A 23,094-nucleotide genomic window follows, 5' to 3' on the forward strand; every position below is an offset into this window, starting at 1 on the left:
GACGATGAAACTATGGACGTTCATCAAATATGATGTCAAACAGCAACTGCGGGACCGCTCGACCTTGTTTTGGATGCTCATCTTCCCAATCATTCTCATCTTCGGGCTCGGGACGATGCTGTCGGCCATCTTCAATAGCAACTTCTCGCTCCCGGTCACGGACGTCGCCTACGTCGAACAGTCGACGGATGATTACCGGGTGCCGCTCGAGACGTTTCTCGCCGACGACGACATCAAAGCATTCATCAATCTCGTCCCGTACGATAGTATCGCCGCTGCTGAAACCGGCGTGAACGATGGCGACGCCGACGTCATCCTCCATTTGGACGGTCCCGACGTCCGTCTGCTGTACGAGGAACCGTCGACAATCGAATTTGACGTCATCGAGGCCATTCTCCGGCAATATACGGACGTCGCCAATCAGCAGATTATGCTCGCTGAGGCAGGTGTTTCCGCCCCGTTCGAGCCCACGACGTTCATCGACAGCGAGAGCGTCGATTTGTCGGGTCGGACCCCGACATCACTCGAATATTTCACCGTCACGATTTCCATCATGACGGCACTGTTCGGTGCATTCTACATTACCGGCATGCTCAGTGAGGAGAAGCCGATGACCGGGAGTTATCTCCGGATTCAAGCCGCTCCCGTCAAACGGATCGAATATCGCCTGGCTCGCAGCTTGAGCCGATACACACTCATCTTCCTGCAACTCGTGCTCGTGTTTTGGTTCAGCCACTTCGTTTATCGCAGCTTCTCACTCGATTATGTCGAGTTCGGGCTCTTGTTTATCGCTTGGCTCGCCCTCGCCTTATACGGTACCGCGTTCGGTTTTCTCGTATCGAGTCTGCCCCGTCTCTCGCGCGGTACAAAAGATGCGATCGTCAACGGATTCGTCGCCATCATCATGATCCTTTCCGGCGGTTACGTCCCTGGTTTCGATCAAGTGACGCTGAGCGTGGCACCGTGGGCCCAATACGTCTTCATGCCGATCTTTATGCGGGAAGGCATGCTCCAGGTGCTTCTGCGCGGTGGGGATACGACCGTGTTTTGGCAGAGCCTTGGTTGGCTCTCCTTGCATCTCCTCGTGTTCGCCGTCCTCAGTCTCTTGCTTTGGAAAGGGGTGAACCGTCGTGGTGCTATTTAGACATGTCGCCAAGCGCATGCTGCGGAAAAAAGGGCTATGGGTGTTCACGTTCGTCTCCGTATTCGGTTTCGCCTTGATTCTATCTTTCCTCAGCTCGACGTCGGCGTTGAACGCCTCCATCGGCATCCTCGACCGGGATGGCGGGACACTCGCCAATCGTGTGATTGAAGAAGCGGGACGGTTCGGTTCGGTGACACCGCTCGAGACGGACGAGACCGATGAAGCGTTACTGCAAGGACAAGACGTCGTCCTGACGATTCCGGACGGATTCACCGAGGCGCTCTTGAATGGCGAGACGCCGCGTCTCTCGTTCAGCGCGACCGAAGGAAGTGACGCCGCGTTGATCGAGCAAGCGCTCAACTCGCACCTGTCTCGTGAACGGCAGTTACTGATTGCAAGTGATTTTGACGAAGAGCGTTTCAACGAACTGGCCGATCTTGAGACGGAGAACGGCTATACGCTCTCGAGCGAGCCGTTTCAACAGAGCGTGGCGACGACGGCGCGAACGCAGGCGTTCCTCGGTCTACTGTCGTTCGTCATGATGTCGGCCTTTCTCCAGTTCATCCCGTTGTTCGTCGCCGACGACCGGGACGAGAAAATCTATTCCCGCCTGTTCGCCGCCCCGGTCACACCGCGGCGTTACATCGGTTTGTTGTTCGTATCGTTCTGTGCGGTCGGGTTGCTCTACGTGCTCATGTTGCTCGCCTTCAGTGCCGTGCTCTATCGACAAGACATTCTAGCTCACCTGCCTGTCCTGACGTTGTTGTTCATCGTCTATTTGTTCGTCTGTCTCGCCATCGGGTCGCTCATCGCCATCCTCGCGACGAATCGGGAGAAAGCGAACATTTGGCAGACGTCCGTGACGATGGCAGCGGCCATCACCGGAGGCGCCTTCATCAGTCTGACGTGGCTTCCGGAGACGCTCCAAGTCGTCGGGCGCTTCTTGCCGACGTATTGGTTCAACTACGGGGTCGCCCAGATGTATGAGGACCGTTTCCCGGTCAACTCGGTCCTCATATTGCTCGGGATGGCGCTCGTCATCTTCCTCCTCATCGCCTGGGCGTTGAAGAAGCGACCGCTCACATGAAAAAGGAGAGCCGCGATGGCTCTCCTTTTTCTAATGCTTCAATCACCGCTGCAACGTCGGCACGATTTTCTTGAAGAACACCTCGACGAGTTCAGGGTCGAACTGCCGGCCCGCTTCTTCTTCGATGACCGCGAGTGCCTCATCAAGCGTCTTCGCTTTCCGGTACGGGCGTCCCGTCACCATCACGTCGAACGTGTCGGCAATCGAGATAATTCGTGCCGCGAGCGGAATCTGCTCGCCGCTGATCCCTTTCGGATATCCTTTCCCGTCCCACCGCTCATGATGGGCGAGTACAATCTCGGATAGTGGCCCATACTCCGGCACCGTGCTCAAGATGTTATAACTCACTTCGGGATGACGTTTGATTTCACGCCATTCCGCCTCAGTCAACATCCCAGGCTTGTCTAAAATCTCATTACTAATCGCAACCTTGCCGATATCGTGAAGCGTTGCGGCCGTAACGAGCTCGTTCACTTCGGCGCTCGTGAAGTTCATCGCTTGCCCCAGTTGTCGTGACAATTCGGCAACGCGCTGTGAATGGGCCTCCTCGCGCGGAATCTTCTCATAAAGCGTCCGCATGATGAGTTGAATCGAGTAATGTCGCCGGCTCTGTTTCTCGGATACCTTATGGTGGTACATTCGATCTTCGGCCAAGTTGAACACTTCGGAAATGGAAAGCGAGTCGTCGACTTTCACCGCTTCCCCAAACGACGCCGAGATTGGCAAGCCTTCGATTGCTTTATCGTGAAACAGCTGACTCAAGCGTTCTGATAAAAGAATTGCCTCGTCGCGCGACGTGTTCGGCATGATGATGACGAACTCATCGCCTCCGATTCGAGCGACCGTATCCTTGCCACGAATTTCACGCTTGAGCGTCATCGTCGCTTCAATCAACAAACGGTCCCCGACAAGATGACCAAACGCGTCATTCGTCAACTTTAATCCGTTAATATCAACGACAATCAAAGCGAGCGGATAATAGCATGGTTCGTCATATGTGATCAGTGCCTCATCGAAATAACGACGATTTTTCACTCCGGTCAGTTGATCGTGATAACTCAAGTATTCGATTTCCATCTCATACTTCTTCTTCTCGGTCACGTCACCGATATAGCCATGCCAGAGGACATGACCTTCATCGAGCTTTTCTGGACGCGATGATCCTAAAATCCACGTCGTCCCTCCGTCCGGTGTGATGACGCGGAACTCCGCATCCCAAATCGTCAAATTCTCATACGACGCCTCGATGCTCGCCATCACGTTCGGATAGTCATCAGGATGAATCTTCGAGAAGACGAGACCCGGATCGTCCTTCATCTCCTCGAGCGTGATCCCGGTCAACACTTCGAACCCCCGGCTAAAGAACGGGAAGTTGAAACTACCGTCTGGGAGGCGCTCGAATTGATAGATGGCACCGGGCACTTGATCTGACAGCTTCGTGAGTAAGCGATCTCGTTCGGCCAGCTCTTCTTCGAGCTGGACTCGCTCCGTCACATCTTTGGCGACGGCGTATATATAATTGCCTTGCACTTTTGAGTGCCATTCAATCGAACGATAGTCCCCATCAATCGTGCGGTAACGGTTGATGAATCGATAGATTTCTTGTCCTTCTTCAAGCGAGGCGAACGCTTCCTCTGTCTTCATGACATCGTCGGGATGGACGAGACTCGTGAAGTCCATATTTTCCAGTTCTTCAAGCGGAAAACCGAGCACACGCTCCCAGGCCACGTTCAAATGAAAAATTTCATGTGTTTTCAACGACATGATGCATTCCAAATCAACATTGGCGAACCCTTCGAACATCGATTCTTTCGTCTCACCAATTTGTTGATCCGCTTTCTTCATCTGTTCGAGGATATGGACGATATACAAATCAACGAGACCGAGCCGGTTCGCCTGTCTATTTTTGTCCATCACAATCGTCAAATCTCCATAAAATACACCGTCTTTCTCGATTTTAAAGAGGATGACTTGACCGAGGTCGAAGATGCGCAAAATATTCTTGATGAGTCGTTTTGGCAACATGCCATCGATGAGTGGCATGATGTCATCGAATACGATTGGACTTGGTGCCTTTAACAGCTCTTTACGTTTCGCACTGATCGGCCATTTACGTCCGACCGGGTGAAAACCGAGAACGTCGAGGCTCCGTTCAAGTAGTTCATCCATCCCCGACAACGCCACAGTCGAATACGTCTTCCCGTCATCATCCATCAAGTTGAGCGTCACGGCCTTTGCTCCAGTAAAACCTCGAATCTGATCGAGGAAATGTTGGTTCATCAACAGTTCACGCCCAGTCGTGACAAACCGGTGCGACACGTTAACGAGTTGTTTCAGCGCATTGTTCTCTTGGACGTGCGGTGTGATGTCATGGAACAACGTCGACACATAGCCCGGACGTTCACTGAACACGGACAGCTCATACCAAGCCTTGTTGCGACGTGAGAAATGTTCGAACGTGATTGCTTCACCGCTATCGACGGCTCGAGCGACTTGAACGATCCACTCCCGCTCGCTGTACTCAAAGTCTTTCAACTTGTCGGTGATGCGTCCCCCGAGAAAGTGTTCGCGCTTCGCCTTCATGATGCGCTCGAACGCCTCGTTCACTTCGTGGAACTCGTAATCGACGGGCTCCCCCGCCTCATCGTAGAGCACTTTAAATTCGACGTAGCCTTGGGGCATATGGCGCAACAAGGATTGGAATTTTGTATGGTCTAGGTCTGCCACGTCGTTTCCTCCTCTGCTGACTTCTATTATTCAGTTTACCTCATTTTTTATGAATTCCCTATATTTGCCGATTCGATTCTTATGAATCGGTTACATTACGTTTTTGTAAAGGTGGACGTTCGTCGGTTGCATAAATTTGCTTAGGTTGTTACACTGATTTCGACATCCGATATCGAAAATCGATTTCAAGGAGATGATGTACGTGGAAGACCGCGTCCTTCGCAAGCTGTTCCTCGGCTTTATTCATATTCATATCTTGCATCATGCTGCCGAACATCCGGTATATGGCGCGTGGATGGTCGAAGAACTTCGAGAGCACGGCTACTCAATCAGTGCCGGCACGCTCTATCCAATTTTACACACGATGGAGCAGGATGGCCTGCTCGTCCGGACCAATGAGCTCGTCGGAGGCCATATCCGGAAGAACTATACGACGACCGAAAAAGGTCTCGTCGTATTGGCGGAAGCCCGTCAAAAAGCGTATGAACTATTTAAAGAGATTAAGGAGTGAATCACATGTCTAAACAACGTGTAACGTTTAAGACGTTACTAGAGATTTTATTCGTCTCGACCCGACTCGGACTGACGTCGTTCGGCGGACCGGTCGCCCACCTCGGTTATTTCCATGAGGAGTACGTCCGTCGCCGCAAATGGATGGACGAACGTGCCTACGCCGACCTCGTCGCCCTCTGTCAGTTCTTGCCCGGTCCGGCCAGTAGTCAGGTCGGGATTGGGATTGGCATCGTCCGAGGCGGGATTCTCGGCGGGATCACGTCGTTCATCGGCTTCACATCACCGTCCGTCATCGCCCTCATCTTGTTCGCCTTGCTCGTCTCGGGACTCGACGTCTCCGATGCCGGCTGGCTCTACGGCTTGAAAGTCGTCGCCGTCGCCATCGTCGCCCACGCCATTCTCGGCATGGCCGGCAAATTGACACCGGATGCGAAGACTCGCACGATCGCGTTCTTCGCGCTCGCCGGCGTGTTGTTATGGCAAACCGCCTATAGCCAGGTGCTCGTCATCTTGCTCGCCGGTCTGGCCGGATTCTTGCTGTTCAAACCGAACAACCTGGACGTCAAATCGGCGTCATTCCCGCTCTCGAAACGACTCGGGGCGACGCTGCTCGGTCTATTCGGTGCGTTGCTCGTCATCTTGCCGATTTTACGTGAGACGATTGAAAGTCAATCGATTGCCCTGTTCGACAGCTTTTACCGGGCCGGTGCACTCGTCTTCGGTGGCGGTCACGTCGTCTTGCCGCTGCTCGAGCGTGAGCTCGTACCGACCGGTTTCTTGAGCGAAGAGGCGTTCCTTGCTGGTTACGGGGCCGCCCAAGCCGTACCGGGACCGCTCTTCACGTTCGCGTCTTACCTCGGGACGGTCATCAATGGTGTGCCGGGCGGACTGCTCGCGACGGTCGCCATCTTCTTGCCAGCGTTCCTGTTGATTCTCGGTGCCTTGCCGTTTTGGGATGCGCTCCGTCGCAACCCGAAAGTCGCGGGCGCACTCATCGGAGTTAACGCCGCCGTCGTCGGGATTTTGATTGCGGCGTTCTATCAGCCGATTTTCACAAGTACCGTCAACGGTGCGGTCGATTTCGTCTTCGCCGCCTTCTTGTTCGCCATGATCGCGTATTGGAAGATGCCGCCTTGGGCGCTCGTCATCGTCGGAGTCATCGGTGGGATGATCATCGGTACGCTATAACACGAAAAAGGGACTTCTCGATGAAGTCCCTTTTGTCATGCTCGCCATTTCCAGCGCATATAGTTGATGAACAGTTTCACGTACGCCAGCTGTTCGCGGACGACGTATTTCAGTTTCGTGGCCGTCGGCGTCTTCGCATAGAGCGCGTCGGTCGAGAGTCCAAAATATAGCCGCCCGACGAGTCGGGCCCGTCTGACGTGAAAGTCGTTCGTAACGATCGTCAGCCCGGGCGCGCCGTCCCAAATCGAGCGGCTCAACTGAAAATTCTCCACCGTCGACGTCGACTCCGCCTCGATATGGATGCGGGTCTCGTCAATCCCTCGGGCCATTAATTCCCGGGCAATGACGTCTGCTTCCGCCATCCCTTCATCAGGTCCTTGTCCTCCGCTAGCAATCAGTTCGACGTGCGGATACCGCTTTGCATAGTCAGCGGCCGCCTCAATCCGATAGCGCAAGGCGCTCGATGGTTGGATGCCATTCACTTTGGCGCCGAGGACGAGGACGTACCGATACGTCCCGTCGGCGGTTCGTCGTTTCATCTCTCTCACCTGCCTACTTGTTAGTATAACGACTTCTCATCAAAAAAAGCCAATCATCACATGGATGATTGGCAGTTTGTTAAAAGCTATCTTCATAATCCCCAGACATCCCGGAGATACGGTCGTTATGCATGAACAAGACGAGGTCGACATCGTTCTCTTCGACGTAGTCCGTGATATCGACTTTGCCTTCCGCGTAGCGGACGTCAATCGCCGAGACCGTTCCGAATGACTCTCCGAGGAAGCCGAGCACCGGGTTCGCATATGAATCCTTCAAGACGAGCACATGCAAGTCGTTGACCGGATCTTTCTGCTCGATGCGCAACTGTGCGTAGTTGTCTTTCATGAACACTTTATAGAAATCGGCGAATCGGTTCGTCTCTTCCGCTTCTTCGCGGGCGATGACCGAATGACCGCAATCATCCCCGTTCCGACATACCTCGGTCGTGAAACCGTCTTTCGGTTCCATCCACTCCAAGTAATCGAGCTTCTCGACGTACGGGAGTGAAATCTCACGAGCGTATGAGCCGTAGTAAGGCTGTTCGATTTTGAACGTCTCCATGTCGGACGCCTCTAATTTTGGCACGTCCTCATAGTCCTGTTGGAGCCGTTCGATGATTTGCTGATACCCGAGGAATGCGCCTTGCACGTTCCAGTGGTGATCGTTATAGAAATAGATGTCTTCCATCGGCTGCTCAAAGAGCGTCTCTCCGAGGTCGATTAGCTCAAAGTCGGCTCCTTCGACCGCGTCATGGAGATTGCCTCGGCTCTCTAAGTCGCCACTGATAACGTAGTCCGGAATCATCTCGTTTTGCGCCGCATGGACCGGCTTACTCGGCGCGGACGCGAAGTAGACCGGGACATCCTGTTCTTGCATCGTTGCCCCGAACTCAGGGAACAGACGCTTCATGTTATCGAACCCGCGTACAGGCTCATCCGGACCGATGAGCACCCCGTTGTCGAGGGCGAGTACCCCGTTGTTGATTTTTTGTTGGAAGACGTTCTTTTGGAAGCCTGCCTGCAGACCCATCCAACGGTCACGTTGAAACACTTGGTCGCTCGAGTAGCTTTCGAACTCTTCCATATAAGAACCATCCCGCACGGCACTGACCGAGACGTCCGGCTGTTGCGCGAGCTGACGCCCTTCTAGTACCGATACTTCCCGATCCTGACCGAACCAATACGTGGCCAGTCCGAGGAAAATCACTCCTAAAAAGACACCGAGCAACAGAAAATCGGCGAACCAGGATTGCTCGAGCCCTTTCGGCTTTTGCTCGATCGGCCGCGGGCTAGGTTTTCTAGAATCTAATGGCTTCTGCATCATATTGCCCCTTTCTCTTTAGAAGCGGAAGTAGATGAACGGGTTGAACGTGCTCGATACGATATACGAAATCGACAAGAAGAAGAGCACGAGCACACCGCTCACCCGGACGAGCCCGACGATTCGGCGGGTCGCCGTCGTTTTCGTGTCATCGAGTTCTTGACTCAAGAACTTCCCGACGACGATACGTGGAATCGGTGTGGCCGCAATAATGGCGATCAAGAGCACGACCCCATATTGGACCAAGTAGTAGAGCGCTTGTTGATCGAACAGCGGTCCGCCGTGAAGGCCGAACATCGTCTGCAAGTAAGCAATCGCATACGGGAAATCGTCAGCTCGGAAGAAGACCCAACCGATGATGACGACGAACAGTGTGAATGACAGCGACAGCCAAGACGGCATCGCCTTCAACCATTTCCCAAGGAATGCACGTTCGAGCATGATGAATACCCCATAGTATACACCCCAGGCGATAAACGTCCAGCTCGCCCCGTGCCAAATCCCAGTCAAGAACCAGACGACAGCCAAGTTACGGTACGTCTTCCATTCGCCTTGGCGATTTCCGCCGAGCGGGATATAGACGTAGTCACGGAACCAGCTACCGAGTGACATATGCCATCTGCGCCAAAACTCCGAAACAGAACGAGAGATATACGGGTAGTTAAAGTTCTCTAAGAAGTGGAACCCGAACATACGCCCTAGCCCGATGGCCATATCTGAATACCCTGAGAAATCGAAGTAAATTTGGAGCGAATAGGCGATAATCCCGATCCAGGCGAGTGTCGTCGACATCTCTCCGGCCGGCATGCCGAAAATCTGGTCGGCGACGTAGCCAGCGCTGTTCGCTAAAATCATTTTCTTCCCGAGACCGATGACGAAGCGCTGAATCCCAGACACGAAGTCATCAATCGTCTCGCGACGATCGACAATCTCATCGGCGACCGTTTGATAGCGGACGATCGGTCCGGCAATCAATTGCGGGAAGAACGAGACGTACAAGGCCAAGTCAAAGATGTTGCGTTGGACTTGCCCATCTTTGCGATATACGTCGATGACGTAACTCATCGCTTGGAACGTGAAGAACGAGATACCGAGCGGGAGCGGGATTTCCGGGTCGTTCAACGAGAAACCGAGTACGCTGTTGACGTTCTCGACGAAGAAGCTCGCATATTTGAACACCCCAAGCATCCCAAGGTTCCCGAGCACCATGAGTGTCATCCATAGCTTGATTTTCTTTTCATGATGACGGTCGCGGTCGACGAGCAGTCCGAAGACATAGTTCATCGCGATCGACGCGAGCATAATCAATACAAATCGCGGTTCACCCCAGGCGTAGAAAAACAGACTCGCGACGAGCAAAATCGTGTTTTTAATGGGACGCGGTGAGATAAAGTACAGGCCGAGTACAATCGGCAAGAAATAAAATAAAAAGACGGTTGAACTAAATAGCATATCAGTTAGTCCCTTCCTACAAGATTACTCCTCAAACGAGAGGTATAGATCATCGAGTCGAATCGTCTGAGGCTCCGTCGTCTCAATCACATATTTGTAAGAGAGTTTGAAGTACTCTGCCCCTTCGACTTGAGGAATCGACTCCTCGATGTGGTTGTCGCCCGGGTTGAGCGTCAACTTGAAGCGTTTATTCGAGACGCGTTCTTTCTTCGTATACTGCATGAAATACATCTCGAGCTTCACGGTCTTGTCACTGAGCACGTGAATATGCGTATCGAGGCCAATCGTTTGGCAAGGGTCCATCTGCGCGTCCGGCAAAAACATTTGCGACGGCGGAATCTCGAATTTCAAATCGAACAGTTGCACGTAAATCGAGTCGGACTCACTCTCCGGCATGAACGTAACCTCTGTCTTATACCCTTCTTCGCGCATCCGTAAATGATCCTTTTGGTAACCGCGCGGATAATAATGATAAATCGCAGGGCGGATTCTTTTGACTGCCATATCGTTTCCTCCGTTTTATAAGAAAAGAGTTGCCGTACGCATGTACGAGACAACTCTTATTCTTTTACATTAAGTTATTAGAAGTCTGTTGCCAAAATGGCGTCGACGATGCGACGTGATGCTTCCCCGTCACCGTATGGGTTCGAGGCTTTCGACATCTTCTCGTAAGCCGTTGCGTCCGAGAGCAGCTCATCGGCAAGACCGAAGATGACTTCTTCCTCGACACCAGCGAGTTTCAACGTACCAGCGGCCACGCCTTCCGGACGTTCCGTCGTGTCACGAAGGACGAGGACTGGAACACCGAGTGACGGTGCTTCTTCTTGCACGCCGCCCGAGTCCGTGAGGATCAAGTGCGAAATCGATGCATAGTTATGGAAGTCAAAGACGTCGAGCGGTTCAATCAAGTGGACACGGTCGATATCGTGCAAAATCTCGTTGGCGAGTTCGCGCACGACCGGGTTCATGTGGACCGGATAGACGACTTCGATATCGTCGTACTTCTCAATCAAACGGCGCACAGCGCGGAACATGTTGCGCATCGGCTCGCCGAGGTTCTCGCGGCGGTGGGCCGTGAGTAAGACGAGACGGCGTCCCGATTCACGGATTGAATCGAGCAACTCGTTCGAGTAGTCCTCGCGGACCGTCGTTTTGAGTGCGTCGATCGCCGTGTTTCCGGTGACGAAGATCTTGTCTTCCGGCTTGTTTTCACGAAGCAAGTTCTCTTTCGACGTTTCCGTCGGAGCGAAGTGAAGGTCGGCCATGACGCCTGTGAGCTGACGGTTCATCTCTTCTGGGAATGGCGAGTACTTGTTGTACGTGCGAAGACCGGCTTCGACGTGCCCGACCGCGACTTGATTGTAAAACGCCGCGAGCGATGCCCCGAACGTCGTCGTCGTGTCACCATGGACGAGGACGATGTCCGGCTTCGTTTCAGCGATGACTTCTCCCATTCCTTTGAGGACGCGTGACGTCACGTCGTACAACGTTTGTTTGTCTTTCATGATATCTAAATCGTAGTCTGGCTTGATTTCGAACAACTCGAGCACTTGGTCAAGCATTTGACGGTGCTGCGCCGTGACGACGACGATTGGTTCGACCCCTTCACGTTTCTTCAATTCAAGAACGAGTGGTGCCATTTTAATCGCTTCTGGGCGTGTCCCGAAGACAGTCATTACTTTTTTCATCGATTCGCTAACTCCTCTTCTGTGAGCGGCGGCAAGATATACGTCTCGCCGAGCTCTGTAGATTCGACAACGGTTGTCCGGCGTTTCAACTTATCCGCTTTAAACGCGTCTTGCTGATCTTTTGATAAGTTACGGAACCATTTTAAAAACTTGTTATATTCGCGTGCGACTTCTTCGACCGGTCCGTACTCACGGACCTCGCCGAACTCGAGCCAAAGTCCGAGCGTACAGAACTGTCGGACTTGGGACACGGAGTGGCTGATGAAGAAAATCGTCTTGCCTTGATCCTTGAACTCGTTCATCTTGGCGAGACACTTGTCAGTGAACGTTTGGTCCCCGACCGAGAGCGCCTCATCGATGACGAGGATGTCCGGATCGATGTTAATCGAAATCGCAAATCCGAGGCGTGATTTCATCCCGCTCGAATACGTCTTGACGGGTTGATAAATGAAGTCACCGATATCGGCGAAATCAATGATTTCTGGCGTCAACTCGGCAATCTCATGTTTCGTCATCCCGAGCATGAGCCCTTTTAATTCGATATTCTCCATCCCGGTCAAGTTCCCGTTCAGGCCAGACGAAATCGCGATGAGCGCCGTCTTGCCTTTCAGCTCGATTTGACCATGGGTTGGCGGCATGACATCCGCGAGCAGGTTCGACATCGTCGATTTCCCTGACCCGTTGATGCCGATGATGCCGACGACTTCGCCCGGCGGCACTTCAAACGTGACGTTCCGGAGTGCGTAGAATTGCTTGCCGTTCGTTTTATTGAGGAAAATCTCCTTCAATTTGTCGGTCGGCTTGTTGTATAACGTATAACGTTTTGACACGTTCTCAAATTTAACTTGGTACATGATAGCCTCCTCAAATGTAATCGATGAAATATCGACGGAAGCGCATATGGATCATCGAACCGACAAAGAAGAGGACGAGCACGATCGCCCAATAGTAGAGACCATACGCCCAGTTGTTCGCGAGCCAATCGGTCCCGAGGAACATCGAACGATACCCTTCAATCAAATAGTACAACGGGTTGATTTGAAGAACCTCTGCGAGACGGCCGGTCGGAACCCAAAAAATCGGCGTCAAGTACATGAGCATTCGCATGAGCGATTGCAGTAAGTTTTGTAAGTCGCGCACGATGGTCGTCAGTGCGGACGTGATTAACGCTAGCGAGTAAAGTAAGGCAAGAGCACTGATCGCCAAGTATATGAACCAAAGCGAATGGAGCCCCATCGGATAGCCGAACGCCCACATTAACACGTAGGATACCGCCACTAAAATGGCATGGCGATAAAACAACGATAACAGGACGTAAGCAGGAATCGTTGAGATTGGAAAGCTCATCTTGGAAACTAACCCAATCTTCGAATAGACAGACCGAGCCGTAGAAGTGATTGCCGCGGCAATAAAGAACCAGACGACAATCCCTGCAACGAGCCATGGCAGAAACGGCACGCCATCAATCGGCCTGCCGCTTCGAATACCAAATCCAAATACAAACCAATAGACTGCGATTTGCAGCAATGGCGTGACGAATTCCCATAAAAATCCGAGGTACTGCATTGAATAGTTGCTCTTCGTCTCATACGTCGCGAGACGCATGATCAGATACTTACTCGACTGCAGTTCTGAAAGAATAGCTTTCGCGGATTTAAACATGTGAATTCACCTTGAATCAACGTACGAGATTCGTTTCCTTTGTAAATTTGTACAAGTTGCCGTAGTTAACGACTGCCACATCTTCGCCAGCTGGCTTCACGATGTTGCGCGTATCAAAGATCATCGGACGACGCATCGCTCCGCTGAGTTCAGCGAAATCGAGTGTCTTGAACTCGTTGTGGTCGACGAGGACGAGGACGAGGTCCGCGCCTGCGATCGCTTCTTCTTTCGAGACGAGGTCGAAACGGCTCGATGTCGACTTCTCGACGTGACCGTCATGAACCGAGATGTTCACGCCACGGTCGAGCAAGAGCTCACAGATGTCAACAGCTGGGCTTTCACGCATGTCGTCAACGTTTCCTTTGTACGTCACGCCGAAGACAGCGACTTTCGCGTCTTCGATGCCCGCAACGAGCTTCTCGACGTTGTCGGCCACGTAGGCTGGCATTGAGACGTTCGTCTCACGCGACAAGTTGATGATTTGAGCGAGGTCAGGTGACTTCGCGACGATGAAGTATGGGTCGACCGCGAGGCAGTGACCACCGACGCCAGGACCTGGGCTATGCAAGTTGACGCGCGGGTGTTTGTTTGCCATTTCGATGACGTCGAGGACGTTGATATCGAGGTCGTTACAAACTTTAGCGAGTTCGTTCGCGAGGGCGATGTTGACGTCACGGAACGTGTTCTCCATGAGTTTAGACATTTCAGCCGTCTTCGCGTCCGTCTTGACGATTTCGCCTTCGACGAATGTGCCGTAGACGCGTGCGCCAGCTTCCGCACAAGCAGGCGTGATGCCGCCGACGATGCGGTTGTTGTGCACGAGCTCATGCAAGATTTGTCCAGGAAGGACACGCTCTGGGCAGTGAACGAGGAAGATGTCTTCGCCGACGACGAATCCAGCTTCTTCGACGAGTGGCTTGACGAAATCGTCCATCGTACGTGGCGCGATCGTCGACTCGACGATGATGACGTTGCCTTTCTCGACGAATGGAAGGACTTTACGTGTCGCGTCCAAGACGTATGTGAGGTCGCACGACTTGTGCTCGTCATCATTGTTTGGTGTCGGGACAGCGATGATGAATGCGTCCGCTTTCTCCGGTGAGAGTGACGCACGGAATTTACCTTGCGCGACGACGTCTGCGACGACTTCGCCGAGACCTGGCTCTTCAATGTGGATTTCACCACGGTTCAATTTATCTACGACGTTTTGAGAGATGTCTACCCCAACGACGTCGACGCCGTATTTAGCGAAGACTGCCGATGTCGGCAAACCAATATACCCAAGACCTACTGTACATACTTTCATTTGTAGTAACCTCCAAGTGTGTGTGTGCCCTGCGATTTCTCGATGCGAGCATGTCCATCATTTTATTTCAGTTTCGACAATAAAACAATACTCATTATACTCTTGAACAAATCAGCCGGGCAATTACATTTTAATGACAAATCAATGTTTTTCCGTTTCGGACAACGCCTCTAGTATAAGCTGTTCTAGCTTTTTAGCAAGTGTTTCGACCGCGAAGTGCTCAAATGCATAGGTTTGAAGCGGTTTTGCCGCTTCGAGCAGACGATCGGAATCGTCGGCGTACGAACGGATGATGCCGACGGCGTCGGACACATCTTCCAATAATAACGCGTCCGGATAAATCGTCTCGCTCCCCGTCCAGTGACGGATGAGCGGATACGTGCCCGACGTCATCGCTTCGGCCGGTGCCAAATGGAAGCTCTCGAGATCGCTCATCGAGAGGACGAAGCCAATCTTTTGTAGCCATTCGGCGACATCATCGCCGTGTCCATCGAACTGGACGCTCGACTGGAACTGCGGCTCTTCAAGTCGGGCGAGCAACTTGTCGTAATACGCTCTTTCATCTTCCCGTTTATTGATCCAATAAATCTCGTTTGGATGATGTCCTTTAATGAAGAGTTTATAGCGACGATCTTGTTGCAACAGCTGCTCGAGCAAATCGAGCGCCAAATCGAGTCGCTTCAGTTTCGGGTTGACGCCGATCATACCGAGGTGGAACGTCAAATCTTGTTTCACTTTCGGCTGAGCCAAACGTTTCCCGTCGACGGCGTTATAAATCATCGTCATCTTGTGGCGCGGAATGCGGAACAGACGGTACATCTCTTCGAGCATATACGGCGAGACGAGGATGATTTTGTCGATATTATGCAAGTTGTACTGACGTGGGAACGGTGTCTCTTTCTCTTGACGGTGAATCCGCACGATCAGCTTCTGATGCGGCAACTTGTGTTCCGAGTACCAGACGGCGTTGCCGAGTCCCCATTCACAGAAGATGATATCGGCCTGCTCGAGGCACGCCTTACTGTGATTGACGTTGTGAATCTTATGGCCGTCCCATTGGTCGACGAGCACGTTGAAGCGCGGGTTCTCCGAGAACTTCTGCATGAACAGCTTCAAGAACTTCAAGTCGTGGCCCGCGAAGACGATCGTCAACTTCTTCATCGCCCACAGCTCGTCACGGAGGCGCGCATGCGTGTTCGTGAACGTATAATACTGGGCCATGTCATACAGACGCTTGGCGGCCTCACGGTAGATGGTGGCGTCCGTGAGCGCGAGACGCGCCTTGTCGATGAACTCTGACTCTGAATTGACGAACAACGGATAGTCCGCCCCGAGGATGAGCTCATGCATCGGATTACGGTTGAGCAGCACCGGCTTTCCGAGCGCACCATACTCGAGCAGCTTCGTCGACAGTTCGAGCGAGGCGTCGAGTTCCGGATGGCGCCAAGATACTCCGACCGCACTCGACTCGATTAACGTCTCGACGTCGCGACGCGGGATTCCTTTCAGCCATGTCACGCCTGGATCGTGACCGAGTCGATGTGTCACGTCTTTGCGGAAGTTCGGGTTGTTCGGGTCTTGATTGAACTTGTCACCGGCGACATGAAGCTCGGCCGTCGGATGTGCTGCGCGCAGTTTTGCGAACGCCGTCAAAATCTCGCTCGAATACCAGAGCGGCGCAAACTTGCCTGTATAGACGAGGCGGTCGTTCGGTTTCGTGAACGATGGCGTTGCCTCTTTCACGTTCGGAATCATCGGGTTCAAGATGAGGAACGGCCGCTCCGTCGGGAGGAACGTCTCAAAATAATCTTTCATCGCCGACGTCTGGCAGAGCATGCGGGCCGAGCGTGAGGCGATTTGCTTCAAGCGGGCCAATTCTTCGTCCGACGCCTGCGTATGGTCGTGGGTGAAGTCGGTGATATACGTCCACGTCTTCGCCATCGTGTCCTTATACGCCGACAAGTTGTAGGCGAGCTGGAAGCCACGGATGAAGGCCAAGTCGTACGAGCCGCTCATCATGAGCTCATGGATGAGTTGGGCCGCTTCAGACGGCTCGAGTACTTTCTTTTCATAGTACGGTTCGTCCTTCTTCGGTGACGTCTCGCCAAATACGTCGAGGAAGCGGACGTTCGGCAACTCACGAATCGACGCCGTCACTTCCGGTTTGACGATCGAGCGTTTCAATAAGACGTCGACGTGAATCGACGGGTCTTGTTTCAACATATGGACGACGGACGTCAGCCAGATGGCCGACCCGTCAATCAAGTTCAAGTTCACGTCCCCATAGACGAGGACGCGAAGCGGTGCTTTCGTCATAACGTTACCTCCTGGGCCATCTCGTCGGAGAGATTGGCTCCGCCTTTGACGTATTGATACGGGTCGATGCTAAAGATCCGCTCGCCGGACTGGGCCAACTCTTGGAGCGACGCATCGTTCGTCAGCACGTCGAGTGCCTCTTGGATGCTGTAGAAACGGAGCGCCGCCGGTTTGACGAGCGATCGCGTCGGCACGGCGTCGAACACGTAGCGATAGCTCGCATCCACATCTTGTTTCTCGAGCGTCCCATCAAACGTATAATGGTCGCCTTTCGTCAAGATGTTGGCGTCGGCATAACGCGCCGCCAAAATATAGTCGGACACGTAAGACGGGCCGTAATAGTCGTCCCGGTTCACGAACGCCATCCATTCGAAACCGTCCAAAATCTCAGATAAGGCGTTATATTGCGTCAAATAACTGAGCATGAACGTCGAAATCGTCTCGGTGTTGTACTCGTTATAGACGTCGATATAGCCGTCGAACTTATCGAGGAACACGACGAGGTGTGTATGCTTGTAGTCTTGCGTTTCATAAATCGATACGACCCGCTCCATCTCCTCTTTCGAGCGGACGATGGCGACCATGGCCACACGGGCGTGGTCGACACGATACGGGATACCGATTGCCCCGACGACTTGGGCGAGACGTTGCGTGTAAGTATGATACGTCAACACGTGACGCATCCCGCGCATAGCGACGTCCTCATAGAACGCGTCATCGGTCAACAGCTTCTTGAACGTCTCATCGAGCATGGCGTCACCCTCATCGAGGAAGACATAATCGCCGAGCATCTGTTTGACACCGATGGAGCGCGTGCTGACGACCGGCGTCGCACAGGCGAGGCCTTCGAACACACGACGCGAGAACATCGTCGGTGAGTCATTGACCGAGTTGACGTTCAGCATGACTTTAAAGCCTTTATACGCTTTCGCGATTTGGTTATATTTCAAACTGCCGCGAATCGAGTTACGGAACTGTTCCGGGAATTGGAGCTGATCCGTCTCACCGCGTTGGTTCATCTCATAGTTGCGGTCATAGATGACGAGGCCGTAACGGTCCGCCGCGGCGAACAAACGGTCCATGTCTTGACGACGTGACTCGTGTCGGTTCGCGTAATACGAGCCCGCGAACGAGGCGTACGGTTCACGTGTCCCCGGTAAACGAATCGGGTTGTGTTCTTTTGGTTGTGCCGCGAACGGGAGTGCGCCGACACGGTCGTGTCCGCAGTCGCGGATGTAATCCTCGACCCGGTTCTCGTCCGTCGTATAGACGTAGTCGAACCGTTTCGCCGTCTCGATGAAACGGTCGTAGTGAATCGGGTCTTCTTTGTTCCAGAACACGGTCGGGATGTTGTTGTGACGGCACCATTCAAGCAGGCCATCGAGCTCTTCCCACGTGTTCGTGCCGTATTTGACGACCTTCTTCTCCCACGCCCCGGCGTTCCCTTTCCACGCCGACTCGACCATCAAGAAGTCCGGTTGTTCATCGGCGAGGACGGCCGGCCAGTTATCCGGTGTGAACGTGATCAAGTCACATTCTGGGCGGTACGAGGCGGTCGTGAACTCATCAAAGATGGCCGCGACTTTCAATTCGTGCAACTCACGCGGCACGGCACGGAAGAGACGGGCCTCGCGCACATCGAGCCATTCCGGGCTACGCGTGCGGTCGCTGATGATCTCTTCAGTGACGCGAATCCGGTCGATGACTGCTTCCCCGTCGCCGTCGACACGGAGCGCGAAGCGGAGACGACGCGCCTCTTTCTCAAACTCGAAAATCTTCTCCGAGCCGAGTTGGACTTGCTGCATGTTCAAGCGACCTTCCGTCGAGTACGTGATGATATAGAGGACGACGTTTGTCCCTTCTCCCATCTCGCCGTCGAGCGTGACCCGGTAACGGCTGTTCGATTTGACGTCGAACAAGAAGTCGACCGGTAACAGCTTGAAGCTGTTGTTCGTCTCAGCATACGAGATGTAACGGCGATTGCCTTCCCCGGTTTTCAACTTGACGACGAGCTGGTCGTGCTTATGTTTCAGTTTGATCGTGTCCGGTGTCGGCACCGTCCACATCGATGGTTTGAGCGATAAAATTTCTTCACGGCGGACGCTCTTCTCGCGGACCATGCCGAGTTTCAAACCATGTAGTTCACCGTGGCCAGACAAGCGGACGAAATAACGGACCGTCGTATGACTCGGTGTCAGACGGATGATGCCACTCAGTCCGAGCGGGACCTCGATCATTTGATCTTGTCCATCGACCGTATACGTGACGACGAACAGCGAGGCGTTCGCCGTGCCCGTCACCGTCCCTTTTAAATAGAAACGATAGACGTCATCGTCCATATCCCCGAGCGGGAAGTCGATGGCGCGTTTCGTGTTCACATGCGGGAGGGCCGATTCGCCGACACCGAAGTGGACGTATTGGCCACCAACACCGTGCAGCAACAGTTTGTCATCTTCAAAGTCGACGACACGGTTGATGGCCGAAATCAATTCGAGCTGTTTCGGCGTCAAATCGATGCGATAGTCGAAATCGCTATCCTGCATGTGATAAGCCATTCCTTCGACGTCCCAGAGCGAGACACCGTTGACGTTCAGTTCGATGACACTATACGAGCCTTTTCCTTCCGTCTCGACCGTGAAGCGGACTTTCGTCTCGTTCGCGAGCAAGGCGATATCGGTCGGCGTCTGATTGTAGACGAACACGTCACGTGAATGTTTGTTCCGTTGATAGAGCGACACTTTGATGGCAGGTGTGACATCACCGGCCGCCTTCGCGCGGAACTGGACGTGCATCGTCCGATTCGATTTCGAGAAAACTTTTTTGATGTCGATCGTGTCTTCTTTCTCGTCCGGACGATACGTCAAGACGACCGCTTCCGGGCGTGAGATGACGACGTCGGCCCCTTCTAGATGGACCGCATCCGATGCGGTGTACCAATTCGGGACGATCGGTCCCGCTTGACGAGATGTCACGCGGTTGAGCGCCTTGTTGATGATGCGTTTCCCGACGCGACGCGAGCGTTGAACACCGAGATGTGCCGCCCGACGTGCTTTCGTTTGCCAACCCATATGTCTTTCCTCCAAACTGCGGGGTATTCCCCTCGATTTCACTAATAAGGAAGCGACACATCACATGTCGCTCCCGGCTGGTCATTTCCGTTTGACGATTTTGCCGACACGGCTTCGGACGGCACGCGCTGCGAGCAATCCTTTTCCGACTTTCGACTGGGTCAAACTTTGATATTTACGATTAAGTTGGCGATAGCGTTTATCGGCCTTATCGACTTCTTTTGAAATCCATTCCACCGTATAGAGCAGTTCGGCGTACCGATGCAACAGACGTTGATATTGTTGGCTCGTGATGCGGTATTCACGTTGAAGTCGTTTATTTTCCTCGATTTGTTCAGCGAGCTGCATCTCGAGAAGGTTCTTTTCTTGTTTCAATTGTTCACTCATGTTGTCACCTCAACGGAATACGTCGAAATACAGACGTTTCAATTCATTTTTTTGACCGCTCTCATACAGATCGATGAACTGTTTGAAGCGGGAGCTCTTCGGTTCGAGCGGCTTGAACTGCTCGTAGATGGCATATAACAAATCGGCGTTGCCGAAGAAGTCCTCGTCCCGCGACCGGCGGATGAACTGGAGATACCATAGCTCAAAGAACCGTTCGAAGCGAGTCTCACGATAGACATCGAGCACACCTTCACGCTCGAACGCCTTCGCCCGGGCCGTCTCGCGCAACACACATTTCTCGAAGTAACGACGGGTGATCGTATTGACGGTCGATCCCGCCACGGCCGCGTAATAGTCGTGAATCGTCAAGTCGACGAGTGCGACACGTTCGGCCGATAAGAACATCTCTTGGAAGAAGAGCGAATCTTGACCGACCGCCCCGATGACTTGTTTCAAGCCGTTGTCGACGATGAAGTCGCGACGGATGACCATCGCCTGGATGCTTTGCACTTTGAAGTTGTGCTCGAGCAGGTAGGCACGCGGGTCTTCAATCATGCGGATGCCGCCTTTCTCGAGCCCTTCAAGTTCGATCATCGCTTCGCGGTTCGACAGCTTCAACATGCTGCCGACGGCGAGATCGAGTCCCGGTTCGCGCGTCATCAACTGATACAGCTCATGATAACCATCGTTGACCGCCTCGTTGTCCGGGTCAAGGAAAGCGATATATGGAGTCGTCGCCAGCTCGACACCTTTGTTACGAGGGCGTGAGGCACTGCCGCTGCCGCCGTCTGCGAACGAGTACGTGTAGACGTTCGCATGTTCGCGCGCCAAGCGCTCGACGTAACGGCTCGTCTCGTTGTCGGTCGAACCGTCATCCACGAGCCAAATCTCCATATCGTCAAACATCGTGCTCCGCTTCAAGCTGAAGAAGCACTTGTTGTACAAGTAACGACCATTGTTATAGACCGGCACGACGACGGACAGTTTATACGTGCCCGGCGCGTTCGCTGTTACGATGACCTCACCTTTAACGAGCTCATAGCGATCGACAGCGTAGCCCGGCAAGCTACGGCTCTTGAGCGTCCGCGTCACGACTTCTTTATGTGACAGCTGCTCGGCGACGAACACGGAACGGTGCACATCGGTCACGTCGGTCACGTAGTCATGTTCCGGCCCTTCGACGAACGTCTCTCCGTCGAAGTAGGCCGCTTTTGTCACGAACGACACGTCCGTATATTTGAAAGCGTTAATCAAATCTTCTAAATAATAAGCTTCATACATGTACGCCGAGTCGAAGAACGCGACGAACGCCGCTTCCTGCAAATCAGTCTCCGTTACGGCGTCGGCCATGCGGAAACGAACGTTGTCATACGTTTGGTCAGCAACCATGGCTTGAAGATGCGACTCGTCACCTGATCCGACGACGAGGACCGGACGAGCCCCGAGTGTTTCCGTCTCGAGTCCGAGCGCGAACAGCATCTCTTCGAAGCGGTCGTGCATCGTGTGTCCTGACATGATTGTCCGGATGCCAGATAGCTGTTGACGATACATTTCATCCTCAGTCTTGAACATGTTCAAAATCTGTTTCGCGTCGAGACGGCCCGTGGCGATGAACACGTTCGGGAAATCGTTGTTGACGGCGATATTATAGTTCGTCAAGACGAGGTTGCCGCGCGCCTGTGCATCGTAAATCTCTTGCGCACAGTAACTCGGACTGTTTTTCACTTCGTTGACGTGAAGGACCCAATCGACCGACTTTTTCAAGCGGTCCATGTCGGTCTCGCTCGCGACGAGATACTGACGATGCGCTTCGCCGACTTCTTCGTTCTGCTCGCAGTCCGATTTAACGACATGGAGACGGTGGTCCGTCTCTAAGACGCCATCCATCAATTTGTCGACGTCTTCCAAGAACGCTTTTCGCATCGGGAACTCATTCGTGACGAGCACGTCTTTCAAACGGGCGCGCGTCATGCCGATCGGGTTATGGACGAACTGATTGACGAACGGTTTGATGACGAAGACACGGTCATGTTTGCACAGTTCCGTATAGTCTTGTACCCGCTCTTCATTGGCCGTGAAGACGACGTCACATTTCGCTGCGAGTGAGGCGAAACGTGCGTAATGGTTCGTGTCCATTTCCGTATGGAATACAGTCGGAATCTCGCGATAGTTCGCTTGTTTGACTAGCTTTTCAAGCCATTCGCGCGAGTGCGACCGCGGTGTGCCCATATGTTCAAAACTCGTGGCCGCTTCTCCAGGAAGGATTGGGCTAATCATCAAGAATTCAATGTTGACTCCGGCGTTGATGAGTTCTAAAAACTCGGTGACCGTCTTGAACGTATGAATATTGCAGACGTTGTTCCATACCTCGGCCCGTTCGACCGGTCCGACGAACGCCACATCGATGAGTTTCTTCTTATAGTAAGTACTCCCGTTCGATGTCGGATATTCCGGTAAGTCGTTCGGGAAGCGCTCGGTCGCCAAGTCCCACTCTTGTTGGAGGCCAGTATGATACGCTTCGAGCTTTTGCTCATCCCAATACGGGAGTTGCGTTTTCTTCGTCAAAGACGGCAAGTCATTGATGAGAATGACATCGCCTTCATCCAGCGGTTCTTTTAGTGAAATCCGTTCCCGCTCGGCACGTACCCATTTCGTATGCGCCTGAACGTCGGACAATAATCGTCTTACATCCATTC

16 protein-coding genes and 1 pseudogene are annotated in these 23,094 nt (G+C 53.1%); 4 read left to right on the forward strand and 13 right to left on the reverse strand.

Annotation, left to right across the window (positions count from 1 at the left end; all coding sequences use genetic code 11):
* The first annotated feature begins 4 nt into the window (after positions 1–4).
* Both KNP71_RS04780 and KNP71_RS04785 read left to right on the forward strand, forming a co-directional pair.
* Positions 5–1,144 carry an ABC transporter permease gene (locus KNP71_RS04780; protein WP_021066444.1) on the forward strand — a complete coding sequence of 380 codons (1,140 nt, stop codon included), beginning with the start codon at positions 5–7 and terminating at the stop codon, positions 1,142–1,144.
* Positions 1,131–2,231, forward strand: a complete 1,101-nt coding sequence (locus tag KNP71_RS04785) for an ABC transporter permease (protein ID WP_214830128.1) — start codon at positions 1,131–1,133, stop codon at positions 2,229–2,231. Before KNP71_RS04780 ends, KNP71_RS04785 begins: the two co-directional genes overlap by 14 nt.
* Before the next feature lie 42 nt (positions 2,232–2,273).
* Here the strand turns inward: KNP71_RS04785 and KNP71_RS04790 are convergent, their stop codons facing one another.
* Entirely contained in the window at positions 2,274–4,958 is a 2,685-nt protein-coding gene (locus KNP71_RS04790; RefSeq protein WP_353049134.1) for an HD domain-containing phosphohydrolase, read from the reverse strand.
* Positions 4,959–5,160: 202 nt separating this feature from the next.
* Here KNP71_RS04790 and KNP71_RS04795 point away from each other — a divergent pair, with 202 nt between their 5' ends.
* Positions 5,161–5,469 (forward strand): PadR family transcriptional regulator, encoded by a 309-nt coding sequence (locus KNP71_RS04795; RefSeq protein WP_021066441.1) that lies wholly within the window; start codon positions 5,161–5,163, stop codon positions 5,467–5,469.
* Between the two features lie 5 nt (positions 5,470–5,474).
* Positions 5,475–6,659 carry a chromate efflux transporter gene (gene chrA / locus KNP71_RS04800; protein WP_214756253.1) on the forward strand — a complete coding sequence of 395 codons (1,185 nt, stop codon included), beginning with the start codon at positions 5,475–5,477 and terminating at the stop codon, positions 6,657–6,659.
* A 35-nt stretch (positions 6,660–6,694) separates the two neighbouring features.
* On the opposite strand, the gene KNP71_RS04805 is transcribed toward chrA, so the two are convergent.
* From KNP71_RS04805 to KNP71_RS04860, 12 genes and pseudogenes are all read right to left on the reverse strand, one after another.
* Entirely contained in the window at positions 6,695–7,198 is a 504-nt protein-coding gene (locus tag KNP71_RS04805; protein WP_214756252.1) for a YdcF family protein, read from the reverse strand.
* 79 nt (positions 7,199–7,277) lie between these two features.
* Positions 7,278–8,519, reverse strand: coding sequence for a DHHW family protein (locus KNP71_RS04810; protein ID WP_214756251.1), 1,242 nt, complete (start codon positions 8,517–8,519; stop codon positions 7,278–7,280).
* An 18-nt stretch (positions 8,520–8,537) separates the two neighbouring features.
* Entirely contained in the window at positions 8,538–9,971 is a 1,434-nt protein-coding gene (locus tag KNP71_RS04815) for an MBOAT family O-acyltransferase (protein WP_214756250.1), read from the reverse strand.
* 24 nt (positions 9,972–9,995) lie between these two features.
* Positions 9,996–10,475 (reverse strand): hypothetical protein, encoded by a 480-nt coding sequence (locus tag KNP71_RS04820; RefSeq protein WP_021066436.1) that lies wholly within the window; start codon positions 10,473–10,475, stop codon positions 9,996–9,998.
* Between the two features lie 77 nt (positions 10,476–10,552).
* Complete coding sequence (gene wecB / locus KNP71_RS04825; RefSeq protein WP_131471841.1) at positions 10,553–11,659, reverse strand: non-hydrolyzing UDP-N-acetylglucosamine 2-epimerase; 1,107 nt, start codon at positions 11,657–11,659, stop codon at positions 10,553–10,555.
* Positions 11,660–11,739: 80 nt separating this feature from the next.
* Positions 11,740–12,516 (reverse strand): annotated as a pseudogene (gene tagH / locus KNP71_RS04830) (teichoic acids export ABC transporter ATP-binding subunit TagH); the annotation flags it as partial.
* Between the two features lie 7 nt (positions 12,517–12,523).
* Positions 12,524–13,321, reverse strand: coding sequence for an ABC transporter permease (locus tag KNP71_RS04835; RefSeq protein ID WP_021066433.1), 798 nt, complete (start codon positions 13,319–13,321; stop codon positions 12,524–12,526).
* Positions 13,322–13,337: 16 nt separating this feature from the next.
* The gene (locus KNP71_RS04840; RefSeq protein WP_021066432.1) at positions 13,338–14,627 is read right to left on the reverse strand and encodes a nucleotide sugar dehydrogenase; all 1,290 of its coding nucleotides are present in this window, start codon (positions 14,625–14,627) and stop codon (positions 13,338–13,340) included.
* A gap of 141 nt (positions 14,628–14,768) precedes the next feature.
* Positions 14,769–16,943 (reverse strand): glycosyltransferase, encoded by a 2,175-nt coding sequence (locus KNP71_RS04845; protein WP_214714146.1) that lies wholly within the window; start codon positions 16,941–16,943, stop codon positions 14,769–14,771.
* On the reverse strand, positions 16,940–20,011 hold the full coding sequence (locus tag KNP71_RS04850; RefSeq protein WP_214830130.1) for a CgeB family protein: 3,072 nt from the start codon (positions 20,009–20,011) through the stop codon (positions 16,940–16,942). The genes KNP71_RS04845 and KNP71_RS04850 overlap by 4 nt, the downstream gene beginning before the upstream one ends.
* An 81-nt stretch (positions 20,012–20,092) precedes the next feature.
* Entirely contained in the window at positions 20,093–20,398 is a 306-nt protein-coding gene (locus KNP71_RS04855) for a hypothetical protein (RefSeq protein WP_021066429.1), read from the reverse strand.
* Between the two features lie 9 nt (positions 20,399–20,407).
* Positions 20,408–23,092: a glycosyltransferase gene (locus KNP71_RS04860; protein ID WP_214830132.1), complete on the reverse strand. Its 2,685-nt coding sequence runs from the start codon at positions 23,090–23,092 to the stop codon at positions 20,408–20,410.
* Between the last annotated feature and the right edge of the window lie 2 nt (positions 23,093–23,094).

It is taken from the genome of Exiguobacterium sp. s56 (assembly GCF_018618255.1).
GTDB classification, from domain to species: Bacteria; Bacillota; Bacilli; order Exiguobacteriales; family Exiguobacteriaceae; genus Exiguobacterium; species Exiguobacterium chiriqhucha.